18 protein-coding genes and 1 pseudogene are annotated in these 18,451 nt (G+C 63.0%); 17 read left to right on the top strand and 2 right to left on the bottom strand.

All coding sequences use genetic code 11. The features are described 5' to 3' along the window. The first annotated feature begins 58 nt into the window (after window positions 1-58). From ACP2YO_RS29955 to ACP2YO_RS29930, 6 genes are all read left to right on the top strand, one after another. The gene (locus ACP2YO_RS29955; RefSeq protein ID WP_426434738.1) at window positions 59-514 is read left to right on the top strand and encodes an RbsD/FucU family protein; all 456 of its coding nucleotides are present in this window, start codon (window positions 59-61) and stop codon (window positions 512-514) included. Between the two features lie 5 nt (window positions 515-519). Beyond that, entirely contained in the window at window positions 520-1,443 is a 924-nt protein-coding gene (rbsK, locus tag ACP2YO_RS29950) for a ribokinase (protein WP_426434737.1), read from the top strand. A gap of 8 nt (window positions 1,444-1,451) precedes the next feature. Beyond that, on the top strand, window positions 1,452-2,327 hold the full coding sequence (locus ACP2YO_RS29945; RefSeq protein WP_426434736.1) for a carbohydrate ABC transporter permease: 876 nt from the start codon (window positions 1,452-1,454) through the stop codon (window positions 2,325-2,327). After that, window positions 2,324-3,361, top strand: a complete 1,038-nt coding sequence (locus tag ACP2YO_RS29940) for a carbohydrate ABC transporter permease (protein WP_426434735.1) — start codon at window positions 2,324-2,326, stop codon at window positions 3,359-3,361. Before ACP2YO_RS29945 ends, ACP2YO_RS29940 begins: the two co-directional genes overlap by 4 nt. A 28-nt stretch (window positions 3,362-3,389) precedes the next feature. Beyond that, the gene (locus ACP2YO_RS29935; protein ID WP_426443348.1) at window positions 3,390-4,850 is read left to right on the top strand and encodes an extracellular solute-binding protein; all 1,461 of its coding nucleotides are present in this window, start codon (window positions 3,390-3,392) and stop codon (window positions 4,848-4,850) included. An 80-nt stretch (window positions 4,851-4,930) separates the two neighbouring features. Further along, window positions 4,931-6,028, top strand: coding sequence for an ABC transporter ATP-binding protein (locus tag ACP2YO_RS29930; RefSeq protein ID WP_426434734.1), 1,098 nt, complete (start codon window positions 4,931-4,933; stop codon window positions 6,026-6,028). A gap of 23 nt (window positions 6,029-6,051) precedes the next feature. Here ACP2YO_RS29930 and ACP2YO_RS29925 read toward each other — a convergent pair whose 3' ends face one another. Then, entirely contained in the window at window positions 6,052-6,978 is a 927-nt protein-coding gene (locus ACP2YO_RS29925; protein ID WP_426434733.1) for a LysR family transcriptional regulator, read from the bottom strand. Window positions 6,979-7,081: 103 nt separating this feature from the next. Between ACP2YO_RS29925 and ACP2YO_RS29920 the strand changes: the two genes are divergently transcribed. From ACP2YO_RS29920 to ACP2YO_RS29895, 6 genes and pseudogenes are all read left to right on the top strand, one after another. Continuing rightward, the gene (locus ACP2YO_RS29920; protein ID WP_426434732.1) at window positions 7,082-8,335 is read left to right on the top strand and encodes a CaiB/BaiF CoA transferase family protein; all 1,254 of its coding nucleotides are present in this window, start codon (window positions 7,082-7,084) and stop codon (window positions 8,333-8,335) included. A 23-nt stretch (window positions 8,336-8,358) separates the two neighbouring features. Beyond that, window positions 8,359-8,697, top strand: a pseudogene (locus ACP2YO_RS29915) (ABC transporter substrate-binding protein); the annotation flags it as partial. Between the two features lie 241 nt (window positions 8,698-8,938). Next, window positions 8,939-9,616 (top strand): ABC transporter substrate-binding protein, encoded by a 678-nt coding sequence (locus tag ACP2YO_RS29910; RefSeq protein ID WP_426434731.1) that lies wholly within the window; start codon window positions 8,939-8,941, stop codon window positions 9,614-9,616. Window positions 9,617-9,634: 18 nt separating this feature from the next. Further along, complete coding sequence (locus ACP2YO_RS29905) at window positions 9,635-10,252, top strand: DsbA family protein (protein WP_426434730.1); 618 nt, start codon at window positions 9,635-9,637, stop codon at window positions 10,250-10,252. Between the two features lie 21 nt (window positions 10,253-10,273). Beyond that, window positions 10,274-11,011, top strand: a complete 738-nt coding sequence (locus ACP2YO_RS29900; RefSeq protein ID WP_426434729.1) for a glutathione binding-like protein — start codon at window positions 10,274-10,276, stop codon at window positions 11,009-11,011. Between the two features lies 1 nt (window position 11,012). Continuing rightward, window positions 11,013-12,284 (top strand): CaiB/BaiF CoA transferase family protein, encoded by a 1,272-nt coding sequence (locus ACP2YO_RS29895; RefSeq protein ID WP_426434728.1) that lies wholly within the window; start codon window positions 11,013-11,015, stop codon window positions 12,282-12,284. Between the two features lie 95 nt (window positions 12,285-12,379). Here the strand turns inward: ACP2YO_RS29895 and ACP2YO_RS29890 are convergent, their stop codons facing one another. Then, window positions 12,380-12,874 (bottom strand): winged helix-turn-helix transcriptional regulator, encoded by a 495-nt coding sequence (locus ACP2YO_RS29890; RefSeq protein WP_426434727.1) that lies wholly within the window; start codon window positions 12,872-12,874, stop codon window positions 12,380-12,382. Between the two features lie 198 nt (window positions 12,875-13,072). Here ACP2YO_RS29890 and ACP2YO_RS29885 point away from each other — a divergent pair, with 198 nt between their 5' ends. From ACP2YO_RS29885 to ACP2YO_RS29865, 5 genes are read left to right on the top strand one after another with little or no spacing between them, the layout of a single operon-like run. Next, window positions 13,073-13,711 carry a 2-hydroxychromene-2-carboxylate isomerase gene (locus ACP2YO_RS29885; RefSeq protein ID WP_426434726.1) on the top strand — a complete coding sequence of 213 codons (639 nt, stop codon included), beginning with the start codon at window positions 13,073-13,075 and terminating at the stop codon, window positions 13,709-13,711. A gap of 50 nt (window positions 13,712-13,761) precedes the next feature. After that, entirely contained in the window at window positions 13,762-15,315 is a 1,554-nt protein-coding gene (locus ACP2YO_RS29880; RefSeq protein WP_426434725.1) for a class I adenylate-forming enzyme family protein, read from the top strand. A gap of 43 nt (window positions 15,316-15,358) precedes the next feature. Continuing rightward, window positions 15,359-16,096, top strand: coding sequence for an SDR family oxidoreductase (locus tag ACP2YO_RS29875; protein WP_426434724.1), 738 nt, complete (start codon window positions 15,359-15,361; stop codon window positions 16,094-16,096). Window positions 16,097-16,108: 12 nt separating this feature from the next. Beyond that, complete coding sequence (locus ACP2YO_RS29870; RefSeq protein ID WP_426434723.1) at window positions 16,109-17,290, top strand: acyl-CoA dehydrogenase family protein; 1,182 nt, start codon at window positions 16,109-16,111, stop codon at window positions 17,288-17,290. 23 nt (window positions 17,291-17,313) lie between these two features. After that, window positions 17,314-18,444 carry an acyl-CoA dehydrogenase family protein gene (locus tag ACP2YO_RS29865; protein WP_426434722.1) on the top strand — a complete coding sequence of 377 codons (1,131 nt, stop codon included), beginning with the start codon at window positions 17,314-17,316 and terminating at the stop codon, window positions 18,442-18,444. Window positions 18,445-18,451 lie beyond the last annotated feature (7 nt).

Here is an 18,451-nt window from a genome sequence, read left to right as displayed (position 1 = left end):
GATTGGGATCCGGACCGTCAGAGTTCGGGCGATTTTGAAGACAAGGGAGGGACGCAACATGCTCAAGAGCATCAACCCACTGCTCAATGCCGACGTGCTCTATGCCTTGCGGGCGATGGGGCACGGCGATCGCCTGGTGGTGTGCGATACCAATTTTCCGGCCGACTCGATCGCGCGCCAGACGGTTCTTGGCCGCTTGCTGCGCATCGACAATGTCAGCGCCGCAAAGGCGGTCGAAGCCATTCTTTCGGTGCTGCCGCTCGATACGTTCGTCGACGATGCGGCTGTTCGCATGGAGATCGTCGGCCAGCCGCAGGAAGTGCCGCCGGTGCAGCGCGAGGTGCAGACCGCGATCGATCGCGCGGAGGGGCGATCCTGGCCGCTGGTCGGGGTTGAGCGCCACGCCTTCTACGAAAAAGCCAAGATGGCCTATTGCGTCATCGCAACAGGCGAGCGCCGCTTCTACGGCTGCTTCCTGTTCTCCAAGGGCGTCATCGCGCCGGACGGAGAGTGATGATCATGAGCAGGAGTGGCGTCGCCGTCCTTGGCGTCTTCGTCGTCGATCTCGCCTTCCGCGCCGGCAGCATGCCGGCGATTGGCGAGACGATCGCCGGATCGGGATTTGCGATGGGTCCCGGCGGCAAGGGATCGAACCAGGCTGTGGCAGCCGCGCGGGCGGGTGCCAGCGTGACCTTTATTTCCCGGATCGGCAGCGACGCTTTTGGCGAGCTCGCGATCAAGACCTGGGAGGCCGAGGGGATTCTGCCGCGCGTGGCCAAGACCGCGGAGGCGCCGACCGGCGCCGCCTTCATCTATGTCCACGAGACCCGGGGCGACAACGCGATCATTGTGGTGCCAGGAGCCGCCGGCGGTATCAGCCCGGCTGACATCGACGCAGCCGCAGATGCCATCCGTGCCAGCCGCGTGTTCGTGACGCAGCTTGAGCAGCCGGTCGATGCGGCACTGCGAGGGCTCGAGCTCGCGCGCGCCGCCGGCAGCATCACCGTGTTCAATCCGGCGCCGGCGATCAAGTTCGACGCTGGCCTGTTTGCGCTTTGCGATTATGTCGTCCCGAACGAGACCGAGGCCGAAGCGTTGACAGGAATCGCCGTGAGCGACCTTGCGGGCGCTCGCCGCGCCGGTGACGCCCTGCTTGCCAAGGGCGCCGGGACGGCGCTGATCACGCTCGGCGAGCGCGGAGCGCTGTTCCATGCGCGGGATCGCTCGCTGCATGTGCCGCCCTTCGTCGCCGGCAAGGTGCTTGAAACCACGGGTGCCGGCGACGCATTCGTCGGCGGCTTCGCGGCCGCGCTCGCGGACGGCGCTGATCCGCTGGAGGCTGCGCGCTTTGGTTCGGCGACGGCGGGGATCTCGGTGACGCGAGCGGGGACCGCGCCTGCCATGCCGCGGCGCGCGGAGATCGAAGCTCTCTTGGGGAAGTGATCCGCGCCATGATGCGGAATGATCCGATCAAGCATGTCTTCATCTGGCCGGCGGTGCTCGTCGTGCTGGCGATCTCGATCTTTCCGTTGATCTATTCGCTGACCACAAGCTTCCTGAGCTATCGCCTGATTCCGCCGATCCCGCCCCGGGTCGTGTGGTTCGGCAACTATGTAACGCTGTTGCAAGAGCCGCGCTTCTGGAACGCGATCTTCACGACGACGCTGATCGCCTTCATCGCCGTGGGGCTGCAATACACGATCGGATTCGCCGTGGCGCTGGCGCTGAACGCGCGCGTGCCGGGCGAGCGGCTGTTTCGTGTCGCCCTGCTGCTGCCGATGCTGCTCGCTCCGGTCGCTGTCGCGCTGGTGGCACGCATGATCTTCAACCCGACAATGGGACCGCTCAATCAGTTCCTGGGCCTGTTCGGCCTGGTCAACCTGCCGTTCCTCACCAACGGGCATTGGGCGCTCGCCTGCATCATCGCGGTCGAGATCTGGCAGTGGACGCCGTTCGTGGTGCTGATGATGCTCGCCGGCCTGCAGACACTGCCGGAGGATGTCTACGAGGCGGCCGAGCTCGAGAATGCCAGCGCCTGGCAGCAGTTCTGGGGGATCACCTTTCCGATGCTGCTGCCGATTTCGGCTGCGGTCGTCTTCATCCGTCTGATCGAGAGCTACAAGATCATGGACACCGTCTTCGTGATGACAGGCGGCGGACCGGGCGTGGACACCGAGACCCTGACATTGTTCGCCTATCAGGAAGGCTTCAAGAAGTTCAATCTTGGCTATACGTCGGCGCTCAGCTTCCTCTTTTTGATCGTGATCACGATCTTCGGAGTGACCTATCTGGCGCTGCTGCGGCCGCATCTGGAGAAACTCCGATGAGCGGGCGCAGCTTGACCGGACTGTCGCCCTGGGGCCGTTGGCTGATCACCGCCGGTGTCCTCGTCTGGTGTCTGATCAGCATATTCCCGCTCTATTGGGTGGTCGTGACGGCGTTCAAGACGCCGCCGGGAGTGGTTGGTGGTCCGACCTACCTGCCGTTCATCGATTTCACGCCGACCTTGCAGCCCTTGATCGATCTCTTTGAGGGAATCCGCGGCGAGTTCTTCCGGACGTTCATGAACTCGACCATCGTGGGGCTGTCGGCAGCGGCGATCGCCACTGCGATCGGCGCGATGGCGGCCTATGCGCTGGTGCGCTTCGAATTCAGGGTCCGGCTGGGCGCAGGTCTCGCCTTCTTCCTGCTCGCGCTCGGCGGCTATCTGCTGTTCAGCACTACGCTTGGGTTCACCCGGCCGCAGGCGTTGCTGCTCGCGTTCCCCGTCGCACTTGTGGTTGCGATCATCGCAAATCGCCTGCCTTTGCCGGGACCGATCCTCGGCAATGAGGACATCCTGTTCTGGTTCGTCAGCCAGCGCATGTTCCCGCCGATCGTCACGGCGTTTGCGCTGTATCTGCTCTACAGCGAAATCGGCCGCCTTGGTTTTCAGCTCATCGATAGCTATGTCGGCCTGACCTTGTGCTACATCGCATTCTCGCTGCCGATCGTCGTCTGGCTGATGCGTGACTTCTTCGAGGCCGTGCCGATCGAAGTCGAAGAGGCCGCGATGGTCGACAATGTGCCGAGCTGGCGCATCTTCCTCGGCATCGTGGTGCCGATGTCGATGAACGGATTGCTGGCGACCTTCATGATCACGCTGGCCTTCGTCTGGAATGAGTTTCTGTTTGCGCTGTTCCTGACCAATTCTAAATGGCAGACGCTTCCCATTCTGGTGGCAGGACAGAACAGCCAGCGCGGCGACGAATGGTGGGCGATCTCAGCCGCGGCGCTCGTCGCCATCGTTCCAATGATGATCATGGCTGGCCTGCTCAGCCGCATGATGCGGTCTGGCCTGCTACTCGGAGCCATCAAGTAAGAAAACGTGGATAAGGGAGGACAATATGATGTTGCGACGAACATTCCTGATGCTTGCCACCTCACTCGCGGCGGCCTGTGCCGCGGGTGAGGCGAACGCTGCCTGCAGCCCGGACTATACCGGCGTCACCTTGACGGTGGCGTCGCAGACCGGACCGTATATCGCCTCTGCGCTCAAGCTCGGCGCCGACGAATGGACGAAGAAGACCTGCGGCAAAGTCAATGTCGTCGAGTTTCCGTGGTCGGAATTGTACCCGAAGATCGTGACGTCGCTCACGCAGTCTGATGCGGCATTCGATATGGTCAGCTTCGCGCCGGCCTGGTTGCCGGATTTCGTGCCTTATCTCAGCGAAATGCCGAAGGAGATGCAGTCCGGCAAGGACTGGGATGATATCGAGCCCGCCTATCGCGAGCGGCTGATGGTGTGGGAAGGCAAGATCTATTCGCAATCGATGGACGGCGATGTCCACACCTATACCTATCGCATGGATCTGTTCAGCGATCCCAAGGAGAAGGACGCCTTCAAGGCCAAGTACGGCTACGATCTCGCGCCGCCGAAGACCTGGAAGCAGTATCTCGACATCGCGGAGTTCTTCCAGCGGCCGGACAAGGGGCTGTGGGGGACGGCGGAAGCCTTCCGCCGCGGCGGTCAGCAGTTCTGGTTCTTCTTCAGCCATGCGGCGGCCTACACCAATAATCCGAACTATCCGGGGGCGATGTTCTTCGACCCTGAAACGATGGACGCCCAGATCAACAATCCGGGCTGGGTGAAGGGATTGGAGGAATACATCCGGGCATCGAAGCTCGGTCCGCCCAATGCGCTGAACTTCTCGTTCGGCGAAGTGAACGCAGCGGTTGCCGGCGGCCAGGTCGCGGAGTCGATCGGCTGGGGCGATACCGGCGTCATTGCTGCCGACCCCAAGCAGTCGAAGATCTCCGGCAAGGTCGGCTCGGCGATGCTGCCCGGTTCGGACCAGATCTGGAATGCGAAGACCAAGACATGGGACAAGTTCCCATCCGTCATACCAGGTCCGTTCATGGCGTTTGGCGGCTGGCAGATTGCCGTGCCGAAGGCCGGCAAGAACCAGCAGGCGGCGTGGGACTTCGTCAAGACGCTGACCAGTCCGGAGGTGTCCGGCCAGGCGGCGATCACCGGCGGCAGCGGCGTCAATCCCTACCGCAAATCGCACACCGCCAATCTGCAGCTGTGGAGCAAGATCTTCACGCCTGAAGAGGCCAAGGAATATCTTGGCGCGCAAGCCGACTCGATCAATGCCAAGAACGTTGCGCTCGACATGCGTCTGCCCGGTTATTTCTCCTACACCGAGGTGGTGGAGATCGAACTCGGCAAGGCGCTTGCCGGGCAGACCACACCGCAGGCGGCGCTCGACGCGATGGCGAAGGAATGGAACCGGCTGACCGACGAGTTCGGCCGTGCCAAGCAGCTCGCCGCCTATCGCGCGGCGATGGGCCTGCCGGCCAAGAACTAGCATATCGTCGAGACTCCCGGATGACGCGTGAGCGTCATCCGGCGCTTGGTGGCTGCGGGCCAGAGACGGAACGGAATTTTATGGCGCACGTCGAGATCGAAAACGTCAGCAAGGCATACGGGCCCTACAGAATTATCGAAGGGCTCGATCTCAACGTGGCCGACGAGGAGTTTGTCGTGCTTGTCGGCCCATCCGGGTGCGGCAAGACGACGACATTGCGGATGATTGCGGGACTGGAGAGCGTCACCAGTGGGACGGTCCGGATCGGCGACCGCGACGTGACGCATTTGCGTCCCGGCTTGCGCAATTGCGCGATGGTGTTCCAGAACTATGCGTTATATCCGCATATGACGGTGGGCGAGAACATCGGCTACGGCATGAAGGTGCGAGGCGAATCGCGCGCCACGATCGAGACGGCCGTCAAGGACGTGGCGCGGATCCTCGATCTCGAGCAATATCTCGACCGCCGCCCCAAACAACTCTCGGGCGGTCAGCGCCAGCGGGTTGCGATCGGCCGTGCCATCGTGCGCAGCCCCGACGTCTTCCTGTTCGACGAGCCGCTGTCCAATCTTGACGCCAAGCTCAGGATCGAGATGCGCACCGAGATCAAGGCGCTGCATCGCCGGCTCGCCAAGACGATCGTCTATGTGACGCACGATCAGGTCGAGGCCATGACGATGGCCGACCGCGTCGTGGTGATGAATCGCGGGCTAATCGAACAGGCGGCCGATCCGATCACGATCTACGAGAAGCCCGCTAATCTCTTCGTTGCAGGCTTCATCGGCGCGCCCAGCATGAACTTCATCCATGGTGAGATCGCTGCCCGCGACGGCGCGCTGGTCTTTACCGAGCCGTCGGGTGCGGCGTTGACATTGCCGAAATCGCGCGAAGCGGCCTATGCCGGCAGCGTCGGAAAGCCGGTAGTGCTCGGTGTGCGGCCCGATCATGTCCTGCATCAGGGAGCGCCGGCGGGCACCGCCATCCGCATGATCGTGAAGGACGTGGAGCCGCTCGGCCCGCATACGCTTGTGATCGGCAGCGTCGGCGCCTTTCCGTTCACGGTGCAGATGCCGGTCGGCGTGGCCGCCGTGCCGGATCTGCCCTTTGACGTCGCACTCGATCTCGAACGCGCTCATCTGTTCGACCGTGGGTCAGGACAGGCCATCCGTGCTGCCTGACTTGCGCGCCGCCGCAACTGGGTCTATCGGCGCGAAGCGCTCAGGAACAGCGGACGGAAGATATCCAGAAATCCGGTTGCGGCGGGTGTCAGCGGACGGTTCTTGAGCCGCAATATCCCGATCCTGCGGACCAGCGGCGGCGAGACCAGCTTCTTGACGACGACGCCGCGCGGGGCCCGGCGCGGCAACGCCGATGCCGGAACGATGGAGATGCCGACATTGGCGGCGACGAAGTCATAGAGCGTGCCGAATTGCTCGACGACGGTGCCATGCTTGAGCACAATGCCGTTGGCCGTCGCGACGGTGTCGATCTGCTGTCGCAGGCCCGAGCTCGTCGGAAGTGACACGAATGGTTCATCGCGAAGCTCGCGCAGGCTGACCGTAATCTTGTTGCGAAGCGGATGACGTGAGGGCAGGATCGCGAAGCAGGACTCCTGCACCACGTCTTCGCTGACGACCTCCTGGCCGAGAGCTGCGATATTGCCGACGCCAAAGTCCGCAACACCGCTCCGGACATCTTCATAGACCTCGCTGCCGAGACCTTCGCGCAAGTGAATCTCAACGCCGGGATGCGCCTTCCTGTATTTCAGCACGGCTTCCGGCACCAGATGATGGGTGAGCGACAACAGGCAGGAGATGATCAGACGTCCCCTGATCTGTCCGCCCAGCGCACGGGCATTGTCGACCTGGGTGCCGAGATCGGCGAGCAGGCGCTGCGTCGAGGTCGTGAATTCACGGCCGGGCGCCGTCAGGGTGACGTTGCGGGTCGATCGCAGGAACAGCGAGACGCCAAGCTGGCGTTCGAGTTGAAGCACCAGGCGGCTGACCGCGGACTGCGTCATGCCGAGGTCGGCAGCGGCAGCCGTGAAGCTGCCATACACCGCAACTGAATTGGCGGCGCGAAGATGTTTGAGGCTGACCTCGAACTGGCGTGGGCGGCGGGCTCGCATCATTCATTCCATTTTCGCATCAATAATCCGGATCGAAAAACATTTGACCTATATGGCCGCGGCGTCAACGATGAAGAGGACAATAAGCGGGAAGGAATGCCGGATGACAGCGAGCCAGACGACCAAGCAGGGCGCGCTGCAGGGTATCCGGGTTCTCGATCTCACGCGGTTCTACTCCGGTCCGTTCGCGACCTTGATGCTGGCTGGCTTCGGCGCGGAGGTCATTCGGATCGACGGGCCGGAGCGGGGCGATCCAACCATGACCGGTCCGCCATTTCTCGGAAAGGACGGTGTGTCGCTCGACCGGCAGCACGACAGCGATCTCGGCCTGGCCTATCTCAAGCGCTGCCGCGACAAGAAGTCGATCACGCTGAACATGCGGACGCCGGAGGGCATGGATATCTTCCAGGCGCTGCTGCGCAAGTCGGATATCCTGGTCGAGAACTTGCGGCCCGGCGCGGCCGAGCGCCTAGGGATCAATTACGAAGCAAACCGGCAGGTCAATCCGGCGATCGTTCACTGCGCGCTGACCGGTTATGGTTCGACTGGCGCAGATCGGCGACTCAAGGCCTACGATTTGATGATCCAGGCGGCGGCCGGCCTGATGTCGATTACCGGCATGCCGGACGCGGGCCCCAGCAAGGCAGGCCCGGCGCTTGCGGACGGGATCACGGGGGCTTTTGCCGTGTCCGGCATCCTCGCCGCGTTGGTCGAACGGCGCATTTCGGGGCGAGGGCAGTTCGTCGACGTCGCGATGGCTGACTGCCTGCTATCGCTGGTGCTGGACGAGCCGCTCGATTGCTATGCGGATCTCGGTGTGGCGCCGCGCCAGGGCAATCGCATCATGCGGTTCTCGCCCTTCAATACCTATTCCACACGCGATGGCGCGATCGCGCTCGGTGCGGCCACAAACGAGGACTGGCTGGCGCTGTTGCGCGTGATCGACCGGCTTGATCTCGCGCAGGACGAGAGATTCATGAACACCGGCTGGCGTGTCGGCAACAACGCCGTGATCGACGCCATCGTGACCGAATGGACGCAGGGGCGAACCACGGCGGAAGCGATCGAGGCACTCAACAAGGGCGATGTCGCCGCGAGTCCCATTCGCGACATCGACGACATCCTCGCCTGGGAGCATCTCGGCGCGCGCGACATGCTGCAGGAGCTTGACCATCCGACCGAGACGCCGGGCCAGCGGGTCGTCGGCGCCGGCTTTCCGATCAAGATGGGGCGAACCCCCAAGGGCTACACCGCGCCGGCTCCGACGCTCGGCCAGAATAATCACGAGATCTACAGCGGCTTGCTCGGCCTCTCCGGGGAGAGGCTCGACGATCTGAAGGCCAGGCAGATCATCTGAACCAGAAGAAGGCCGGCACATGCATGCCGTCCCAGTGGTGGACGTTGAGGACAATCATGACAAACAAGCAAGGCATCGCGCTCGTGGCGATAGCGATACTGATCGGCGGCGCGATTACGGCACCGGTTCATGCGGAGGAGGCGACGCCGGTCAAGATCGGGGTGCTCACCGACATGTCGGGGATGTACCGGGACATCATGGGGCCGGGTTCGGTGTTGGCCGCGAAAATGGCGGTCGAGGATTTCGGTGGCAAAGTGCTTGGCCGCCCGATCGAAATCGTCTCCGGCGATCACCAGGCCAAGCCGGATGTAGGGGCGGCGATCGCCCGCAACTGGTTTGACAATGGCGGCGCCGACGTCATCGTCGACGTGGCGCAATCGGCCGTCGCGCTCGCCGTCCAAGAGCTGGCGCGGGCGCGCAACAAAGATCGTCATTCACGGTGTAACCGGCTCTCCCGCGATTACCCAGCAGGCCTGCGCGGCCACTGCGTTCTCGTGGTCGCTCAACGCCTACGCAATCTCGGCGCCACTGCCGAGGCCGCTGATCGAGCGCGGGCTCGACACTTTCTTCTTCCTCTCCGCGGACTACTAGTTCGGCAAGGCGATGGAGGATGCTGCCGCGGGCGCCATCAAGGCGGCCGGAGGCAAGGTGTTGGGCTCGGTGCGGTTCCCGCAGAACAACCCCGACTTCAGCTCGTTCCTCCTGCAGGCGGTGGCCTCGAAAGCCAAGGTGATCTGGCTGATCTCGGCGGCCGAGGACACCACCAACGCGCTGAAGCAAGCCAAGGAGTTCGGCGTTGCCGAGGGTGGTCAGCACATCGTTGTGCCCCTGACCTACATTACGAATGTGCATGCGCTGGGAATTGCGAACGTGCAGGGCCTGACCTTCGCGACCCCGTTCTATTGGGACCGCACCAGCGAGACGCGCGCCTGGTCGGAGCGCTTCTTCAGCCAGCATCATGCAATGCCGACGATGGACCAGGCCGCCGTCTACTCGGGAACGCTCCACTATCTCCAGGCCGTGGCCGCTGCCAACAGCCTGGACGGCCCGAAGGTCGCCGAAGAGATCAGACGGCTGCCGGTCAGCGACATGTATGTCCAGAACGGCGCGGTGCGCGCGGATGGCTGGCTGATGCATCCATTCTACATGGCCAGCATCAAGGCTCCGAGCGAGGTCAAGAAGCCCTGGGACTACTACACCATCGAGAAGGTCATTCCGGCATCCGAGGCAGCGCAACCGCTCTCGGAAAGCCAGTGCCCGCTCGTCGCCCAATCCCAATGAGATCGAAAGGAGAAAACATTGTCCCGCGAAATCCTCAAGATGTATTCGGACTACAAGAGCCCCTATGCCTGGCTTGCATTCGACCCGGTGTTCGAACTGGAGAGCAAGTACGACATCAAGGTGCAATGGAGACCATTCCAGCTCCGCATCAAGGGCTCCGGTCAGCGCAGCGTTTATTCGGAATACAAGGTCAAGTATTCCTACATGGACGCGCGGCGGACCGCGAACGAGCGCGGCGACAAGAAGATCATCCGCGGCCCCCTGAAGATCTTCGACACGGCGCCGGCGCTGATCGGCGGCCTGTTCGCGGAGAAGCAGGGGCGTCTGGTCGAATACAGCCGTCTTGTCTATGAGCTGTTCTTCCGTCGCGAGCTTGCGGTTGACGAGGTCGACGCGGTCGAGCGCTTCATCGAGTTGCTCGGCATGTCCGGCTCCGACTATCGCGCCTATCTCGAAGGCGACGGCCGGCGCGAGTATGAGGAGGCGCAGCAGGAGAGCCAGCAGGACAACATCTTCGGCGTGCCGATCTGCGTCTTCCGTGGCGAGCAGTTTTGGGGCAACGACCGCGTTTCGATGCTCGGGCGGCGGCTCCAGGAGGCAGGTCTCGCGCTGTCCCGCGAGAAGCAGTTGGCCTGATTAACGACGTCGGAGGCTGTGATGATCGACCTTCACTTTGCGCCGACGCCGAACGGCTGGAAGATCTCGATCATGCTCGAGGAGTGCGGGCTGCCGTATACGGTCGTGCCCGTGAACATCACGCGGGGCGACCAGTTCACGACGGAGTTCCGCAGCCTCAATCCCAATGGGCGGATTCCTGTCATCGTCGACAGCGATCCGCCCGAGGGAGGCGACCCGCTGACGATCTTCGAATCCGGCGCGATCCTGCTCTATCTCGCAGAAAAGACCGGTCGCTTCTTTCCGCGAGACCTGCGCGGACGCTATCGCCTGCAGCAATGGCTGATGTGGCAGATGAGCGCGCTTGGACCGATGCTCGGCCAGAACGGGCATTTCTCGCTCTACGCGCCGACGAAGATTCCGTACGCCATCGAGCGATACAACAGCGAGGCGCGCCGCCTCTACAGCGTGCTCGACAATCGGTTGGGCGAAACCGGTGCCTATGTCGCTGGCGATGACTACTCGATCGCCGACATCGCCTGCTTTCCCTGGGTGATGACCCACAAGGCGCAAGGCTTCACCCTCGACGACTTCGTGCACGTCAAGCGCTGGTTCACCGAGCTGCGTGCGCGGCCCCGGCTCCAGAAGGGCCTTGAGGTCGGACGGCGCGCCGTTCGCAAGACGCTCGACGAGCGGGCGCGGGAAAACCTGTTTGGCACGCGGCCGGCGACCGATCCCGGGCCGACCGGAGCTCTTGAACCGCAACATCTGGACAATTGAGATGACCCTGCCTCCGAAAATGCTGACCGGCTATCGCGTCCTTGACATCACCCAATTCGTCGCGGGCCCGACCTGCACGCGGCTTCTGGCCGAGGCCGGGGCCGACGTGATCAAGATCGAACTGGCTCCATTCGGCGACCGATCGCGGTTCCAGGGCCTCAAGCCGCGTGATCCCGCCTACAAGAACACATCGCAAAGCACCTATTTCTTCCAGCAGAACCATTCGAAGCGGAGCCTCGCGCTCGACTTCAAGCACGAGAAAAGCCGCGAGATCCTGACTCGCCTCGCGGCCGAAACCGATGTCCTCGTGGAGAACTTCACGCCCGGCGTGATGGAGCGCGCGGGGCTCGGCTACGAGACGCTGAAGAAGATCAATCCGAAACTGATCATGTGCTCGATCTCCTTCGCCGGACAGACCGGGCCGCTGAGCGACAAGCCGGGGTTCGACTATATCGCCCAGGCATTCGCCGGGATCACCGGGGTGATCGGCGATCCCGACGGAAAGCCGGCGCAGGTACCGATTGCGATCGGGGACGCGTCGACCGGTGTCGCTGCGGCAATGGCGGTGGGTTTTGCGCTGCTTCACCGCGAACGCACGGGGGAGGGGCAGTTCATCGAGGCCACCTTGCTCGACACTTACTTTCACATGCACGAGGCGAATGTGCCGAAGGTTTCCCTGCGCGGGGACACATTTGTTCCTCAGCGGGAAGGATCGTTGCATCCGAACGGCGGGCCGGTCGGCGTGTTCAATTGTGGTCGGGGAGAGTTTCTTGTCATCTGCGCGCTGGCGCATCAATGGCCGCAAATGGTTCGCGCGCTGGGGCGGCCGGAGCTTGAAAAGGATCCACGTTTTGAGTCCGCGCGCGCCCGTGCCGACAACAGGGTGATGGTGGGCGAAATCGTGGAGGCCTGGCTCAAGACCTTCCCGTCACGCGATGCAGCCGTCGCCGCACTGGAGCAGGAGCGGATCCCGTGCGCGCCGGTGCTGACCCTGAACGACGCGATGGCCGAGCCGCATCTGGTCGAGCGCGGCACGGTTCGCTATGTGGACGATCCGCAGATCGGCAGGTTCGCGATCCCAGGCGCCCCGACGCGATTCTCGGAATGGCAGCCACGCTCCAACCTCAAGGCCGACCTGCTCGGCGAGCATAATGAGGAGATTTTGGGCGCGCTCGGCTTGTCCCAGCAGGAGATCGACCAGCTCTATTCCGAGAAGGTCCTCGTGCAGGACCGGGAATTGCGGGCTGGAGGACAGCAACGTCGCACTGCCTGAGCAGCGCTGAACCGGAGTGCGTGTGGCATCCGGCGCATGCGGTCCTGAAGCAGCATGGTCCGTACATCGCCGCCCTTGTCGAACCGCACCGGCCCTCACTTGGCGTGCACTTGCGCTTTCGCATGGACCGGCGAGGATTGTCGCGCACCGGGACCCCGATGCACGTGGACGGCCTTGGCCGATAGCGGCTCACCGCATTCCGAGCAGACCATGACGGGGTCGAACATCTTCCGGCAATTCTTGTGCTCATGCAGCAACGGCCGCCCACGCGAGTCGACCATATGGATGTTGCCCCAGTGCACGATCGACATGATGATCGGATAGAGGTCGAGGCCCTTCTGCGTCAGGATGTATTCGTAGCGCTTCGGCGCTTCCTGATAGGGAATCTTGCGCAACACGCCGAAGCGCACCAGCTTCTTCAGCCGGTCGGCGAGCAAATGACGGGTGATTCCGAGCGACGCCTGGAAGTCATCGAATCTGCGGATGCGCAGGAAGCATTCGCGCAGGATCAAGAGGCTCCAGCGGTCACCGATCACAGCCACGGTGCGGGCCAGCGAGCACGGCTCCTCTTCGAGGGCATCCCATTTCATCAGCGTCTCCAGCGATCTGCGGATCGACAATACGGATAAAATTCTAAATCAGAACTTACAGAATTTCAACAGGATGCCTTTGGATCAGCCATTGGATGATAAATATCATATTGACAGTTCTAAAATAGAACTTATGGTCTCGGCCACGATCAACCCGGCCGCAAGCGGCCGCCGACAATTCGAAGGGAAGGGCGTTCCATGGCTGCTCCGCTCAAGGTCGAATTCCACTTCGATTTCGGAAGCCCGAACGCCTATCTCGCCGAACTCGCGCTCCCGGACATCGAAAAGCGTACCGGCGTCAGGTTTGACTACGTCCCTGTGCTCCTCGGCGGCGTCTACAAGGCGACGGGCAACATGTCGCCCGGCGAATCCCTGCAGGGGATCAAGAACAAGCCCGAATACAACACGCTCGAAACCGAGCGCTTCCTGCGCCGCCATAACATCACGAAGTTCAAGTTGAACCCGTTCTTCCCGGTCAACACGCTGACGCTGATGCGCGGTGTTGTTGCTGCTCAATTCGAAGGGATGTTCGAGCCCTATTTCCGCGCCGCCTATCACCACATGTGGGTCGAGCCCAAGAAGATGGACGATCCGCAGGTGTTTCGCGACGCATTCCTGTCCTCCGGACTCGATATCGATCGCGTCATGGCCCGTGCGCAGCAGGACGAGGTCAAGAAGAAGCTGATCGAGAATACCAGCAACGCCGTCGCGCGCGGGTCCTTTGGATCGCCGACCTTCTACGTCGGTGACGAGATATTCTTCGGCAAGGATCGCCTGCGCGAGGTCGAGGAGGAGATCGTCGCGCAACTCGCCACGGGACAGCGCAAGACGGCCTGAGCGGGCCCGGGAAATAAGCAGGCCGCAAGGGCCGTCGCAGGGAGGTTTCGGTGGACGCGTTAGCGCAAGTGGCGGAAGGAAGTGTCGAAGGTTTACCGAACCGCATTCACGAGGTGATGGATCGGTACGTCGAGGCCACGCCGGATCATCTGGCGCTGATCGACGACAAGGGGCGGCTGACCTATCGCGAGCTCGATCGCGCGGTTGAGCACGTCGCCGAGGCGCTGCAGGCACTCGGCGTCCGCGCCGGCGACCGAATGATGATCGTGAGTGAGAATTCCATTCCGCTGGCTTGCCTGCTCCTGGCGGCAAGCCGGCTCGACGCCTGGGCAATCGTGGTCAATCCACGGCTGTCGGCGCGTGAGCTCGACCAGATCAGGGATCACAGTGGCGCCCGCCGCGTGTTCCTGACGGCTGACGTCTCGCAGGAGGCGGCCGCCCATACCGAGCGCTACCAGGCAGTGGTGCAGGACATGGGTCCGCTCCGTGGCGTCGCCGTCACAGCACTGAACCTGGCTACCGTCGCCGAGCCGCTTGAGGCCGACGGTGCAAAGCAGGTCGCCGTTCTCATCTATACGTCGGGCACAACGGGAACGCCGAAAGGCGTGATGCTCACGCATCGCAATCTGCTGTTCAGCGCCCGCGGTACTGCCGTCTTTCGCAAGATGGCCGACGATGACGTGCAATATTGCGTGCTGCCGATCTCGCACATCGTCGGCATCTCGCTGCTCACCATGACCCTGATGGTCGGGGCGACCGTGCGCCTCGTCACCAAGTACGATCCCGCCGCGCTAGTGAAAGCAATGGCGCAGGAGGGCATTACCATCCTCAACGGTGTGCCCGCGACCTACCAGCGGTTGCTTGAATATCGCCGCAACGCGGGTTTGCCGAAGCTCGATCGCGGCAGGCTGCGCGTGATCTCGGTTGCCGGCGCGCCGCTCGACCTCGAGCTCAAATTGCGGGTCGAGGAAGAACTCGGCCTGCCGCTGCTCAACGGCTATGGCATCACCGAATGCTCGCCGGGAATTTCCGGCGTCCGGCCTGATAATCCGCGGGCCGATCATGCGGTCGGCAGCGTCATGCCGGGCCTAGAAGCCAAGCTTGTCGGCCGCGATGGCAGCATTGTTGCCGACGGTGAAGTCGGCGAGCTTCACGTCCGTGGCCCGAATGTGATGCGCGGCTACTACCGCGCCCCCGATCTGACCGCGAAGGCGATCGACGCCGACGGCTGGTTCAACACCGGCGATCTGGCTCGTTACGAGAATGACGCCCTCTATATCGTCGGGCGCACCAAAGAGATGATCATCCGTTCCGGTTTCAACGTCTATCCGGCCGAGATCGAGGCGATCCTGAGCACGCATGACGCCGTTGTGCAGTGCGCCGTGGTCGGGCGGTCGGTCGAGGGCAACGAGGAGGTGGTCGCCTTCGTGCAGCTGATCAAGGGCTCGACGGCGACCGTACAGGACCTGATGGCCCATGTTGCGCCGCAACTCACCTCGTACAAGCGTCCGTCCGAGATTATTCTCATGGACGCGCTGCCCGCGACGTCGACGGGCAAGCTCCTGAAGCACAAACTAGCCGAGTCGCTGCGCAGCCCGCGCTGACGCAGCACTCGGAAAAGACCCAACACAAAGGCCGGAGAGCACCATGCAGAAGAGAAACAGGACGGTCGCGGTCATCGGCGCCGGCGATTTCATCGGCGGCGAGATCGCCAAGAAGTTCGCCTCCGAGGGCTTCACGATCTTCGCCGGCCGCCGCAATGGTGACAAGCTGGCACCGCTGGTCAAGGAGATCGAGGCCACCGGCGGCGAGATCCATGCCCGCTCGCTCGATGCGCGCAAGGAGGAGGAGATCATCTCCTTCCTCAACGACGCCGACAAGCATGCGCCGCTCGAAGTCTGCATCTTCAACATCGGCGCCAACGTCAACTTCCCGATCCTGGAGACCACCGAACGGGTGTTCCGGAAGGTCTGGGAGATGGCGTGCTACTCCGGCTTCCTGGCCGGGCGTGAGGCGACGCGGCTGATGCTGCCGCGCGGCGGCGGCAACATCTTCTTCACAGGTGCCACCGCCTCTTTGCGTGGCGGCAGCGGCTATGCCGCCTTTGCCAGCGCCAAATTCGGCCTGCGCGCGGTGGCGCAAGCAATGGCGCGCGAATTGGGGCCGAAGAACATCCATGTCGCGCACCTCATCATCGATTCCGGTGTCGACACCGAATGGGTCCGGCAGCGCCGCATCGAGGCGCTCGGCCCGAACGCGCTCGATGATCCGGACCTGCTGATGCCGCCGGCATCGGTCGCGTCGTCCTACTGGCAGCTCTACCAGCAGCCGAAGAGCGCCTGGACGTTCGAGCTGGAAATCCGTCCCTTCGGTGAGAAGTGGTAGGGAGCACATCCGATGGAGCTCGCGCTGTCCCCTGAAGATGCGGCGTTTCGCGACGAGGTTCGCGCGTTCATCAAGGACAACTATCCGGCGGAGATGCGCGTCCCCAATCCGGACACCGACCTGACCAAGGAGCAGATGCTGCTGTGGCATCGCATCCTCGCCAGGAGGGGCTGGATCGCGCCGCTTTGGCCGAAGGACTACGGCGGCCCCGGCTGGTCGATCACCCGCCGCTTTATCTTCGAGCAGGAGACGACGCGCGCCGGCACGCTGCCGCCACTGGCGTTCAGCGTCACCATGGTTGGCCCCGTCATCTACACCTTTGGCAACGAGACCCAGAAGAACAAGTTCTTGCCGCGCATCCTGTCCGGCGAGGACTGGTGGTGCCAGGGCTACTCCGAGCCGGGGTCGGGTTCCGACCTCGCCACGGTCCGCACCAAGGCAGTGCGCGACGGCGACCATTACATTGTCAACGGGCACAAGACCTGGACCACGCTGGCGCAGCATGCCGACTGGATATTCTGCCTGGTGCGCACCGATCCGGGCGCCAAACCGCAATCCGGCATCTCGTTCCTGCTGATCGACATGAAGTCGCCGGGCGTGACCGTGCGGCCGATCATCACGATCGACGGCTCCCACGAGATCAACGACGTCTTCCTCGAAGACGTCCGCGTGCCCGTCGAGAACCTGATCGGCGAGGAGAATAAGGGCTGGACCTACGCGAAATTCCTGCTTGGCAATGAGCGCACCAGTATGGCGGGGATCGGTCGCGCCACGCGGTACATTGCGCGGCTGAAGCAGATCGTGAAGGCCGAGCTTGCCGAGGACGATCCGGCACATCTGGAGTTCATCCGGGACATCGCCCGCGTCGAACTCGACGTGCTGGCACTCGAAGCAACCGAGCTTCGCGTCGTCGGCCAGATGGCTCGCGGTATCGATCCCGGCCCGGCGGCATCATTGTTCAAGATCCGCGGCACCGAGATCTTCCAGAACATCACGGAACTGACCCATCGCGCCATCGGCAATTATGGGCTTGCGATCCGCGAGCATCCGGTCAGCGCCAACCACTTCATGCCGGGACCGGACTACGGCCATACCGCGTCGGAGAAATATCTCAATTCGCGGAAGCTCAGCATCTACGGTGGATCGAACGAGATCCAGCGCAACATCATCGCGAAAGCGGTGCTCGGTCTCTAGCAGCGGCGCCACGAGAGGGTCGGATGGATATCCAGTTCACGGAAGAGCAGGAATTATTACGATCCAGCGTCCAGCGCCTGCTGCGCGATCAGTATGATTTCGACGCCCGTCGCAAGATCGTCGCAAGCGAAGAGGGGTTTAGCCGCAAGCAATGGGCCGCGTTCGCCGAGCTTGGTTTGTTGGCGGCGCCATTTGCCGAGGATGCCGGCGGACTCGGCGGCGGTCCTCTGTCGACCATGATCATCATGCAGGAATTTGGCCGTCATCTCGTTGTTGAACCGTTCGTGGAAACGGTCGTGCTGGCTGGCGCTCTGATCGAGCGGTCAGGGTCCGACGAACAGAAGCTGGGCTTCATCACTGACATCATCGCGGGAACCAAGATCTGGGCGCTGGCCTGGACCGAGAAAGGCTCGCGCTTCGATCCCGCCACCGTCATCACGACGGCGCGCCGGGACGGCAGCGACTACGTCATCACGGGCGAGAAGACGGCGGTGATCGGCGCACCCTGGGCGGATTACATTATCGTCTCCGCCCGCACCTCGGGCCATCGCCACGACCGCGGCGGCGTCAGCCTGTTCGTCGTCGATCGCCGCGCCGCCAACCTTGATATGCAGAGCTTCAGGACGATCGACGGCCGCCGCGCCGCCGAGCTCAGCCTGCGCGGGGTGCGTGGGCAGTTGTTGGGCAAGGAAGGCGACGGCGTGCGTGCGCTCGAAGCGTGCCGCGACGGCGCCATCGGCGCGCTTTGTGCCGAAGCGGTCGGCGCGATGGCGGAACTGAATTCTGCGACACTCGAATATTCGAAGACCCGAAAGCAGTTCGGCGTCACGATCGGCAGCTTCCAGGTGTTGCAGCACCGGATGGTCGACATGTTCATCGCGCATCAGGAGGCGCTGTCGCTGATGCAGCATCTCAGCCTCAGTATCGACGCCGGCGAGGCCGGGCTCTCGCGGCTTGCCTCCGGCGCGAAGTCGAAGATCGGCGATGCCGGTAAGTTCGTGGCGGACCAGGCCGTGCAACTCCACGGCGGCATGGGCATGACCAACGAGCTCAATGTCGGTCACTACTTCAAGCGGATTTCTTCCATCAACATCCAGTTCGGCGATCCCGCCTACCATGTGCTGCGCTTCGCGCAGCTCGACGCGGCCGCCTGAAAGCAGA

Source organism: Bradyrhizobium genosp. P, from assembly GCF_049949265.1.
GTDB lineage: Bacteria > Pseudomonadota > Alphaproteobacteria > Rhizobiales > Xanthobacteraceae > Bradyrhizobium.
Note: the sequence above shows the minus strand (reverse complement) of the source record. Positions and strands in the feature narration are given on the sequence as shown.

Bases quoted from the DNA above. Each gene is read 5' to 3' on its own strand.
- ACP2YO_RS29910 (WP_426434731.1), top strand. From the start codon at position 8,939: ATGGAGGATGCTGCCGCGGGCGCCATCAAGGCGGCCGGAGGCAAGGTG.
- ACP2YO_RS29955 (WP_426434738.1), top strand. From the start codon at position 59: ATGCTCAAGAGCATCAACCCACTGCTCAATGCCGACGTGCTCTATGCC.
- ACP2YO_RS29870 (WP_426434723.1), top strand. From the start codon at position 16,109: ATGGAGCTCGCGCTGTCCCCTGAAGATGCGGCGTTTCGCGACGAGGTT.
- rbsK (WP_426434737.1), top strand. From the start codon at position 520: ATGAGCAGGAGTGGCGTCGCCGTCCTTGGCGTCTTCGTCGTCGATCTC.
- ACP2YO_RS29875 (WP_426434724.1), top strand. From the start codon at position 15,359: ATGCAGAAGAGAAACAGGACGGTCGCGGTCATCGGCGCCGGCGATTTC.
- ACP2YO_RS29930 (WP_426434734.1), top strand. From the start codon at position 4,931: ATGGCGCACGTCGAGATCGAAAACGTCAGCAAGGCATACGGGCCCTAC.
- ACP2YO_RS29940 (WP_426434735.1), top strand. From the start codon at position 2,324: ATGAGCGGGCGCAGCTTGACCGGACTGTCGCCCTGGGGCCGTTGGCTG.
- ACP2YO_RS29865 (WP_426434722.1), top strand. From the start codon at position 17,314: ATGGATATCCAGTTCACGGAAGAGCAGGAATTATTACGATCCAGCGTC.
- ACP2YO_RS29890 (WP_426434727.1), bottom strand. From the start codon at position 12,874: ATGAAATGGGATGCCCTCGAAGAGGAGCCGTGCTCGCTGGCCCGCACC.
- ACP2YO_RS29925 (WP_426434733.1), bottom strand. From the start codon at position 6,978: ATGCGAGCCCGCCGCCCACGCCAGTTCGAGGTCAGCCTCAAACATCTT.
- ACP2YO_RS29895 (WP_426434728.1), top strand. From the start codon at position 11,013: ATGACCCTGCCTCCGAAAATGCTGACCGGCTATCGCGTCCTTGACATC.
- ACP2YO_RS29935 (WP_426443348.1), top strand. From the start codon at position 3,390: ATGTTGCGACGAACATTCCTGATGCTTGCCACCTCACTCGCGGCGGCC.
- ACP2YO_RS29945 (WP_426434736.1), top strand. From the start codon at position 1,452: ATGATGCGGAATGATCCGATCAAGCATGTCTTCATCTGGCCGGCGGTG.
- ACP2YO_RS29900 (WP_426434729.1), top strand. From the start codon at position 10,274: ATGATCGACCTTCACTTTGCGCCGACGCCGAACGGCTGGAAGATCTCG.
- ACP2YO_RS29920 (WP_426434732.1), top strand. From the start codon at position 7,082: ATGACAGCGAGCCAGACGACCAAGCAGGGCGCGCTGCAGGGTATCCGG.
- ACP2YO_RS29885 (WP_426434726.1), top strand. From the start codon at position 13,073: ATGGCTGCTCCGCTCAAGGTCGAATTCCACTTCGATTTCGGAAGCCCG.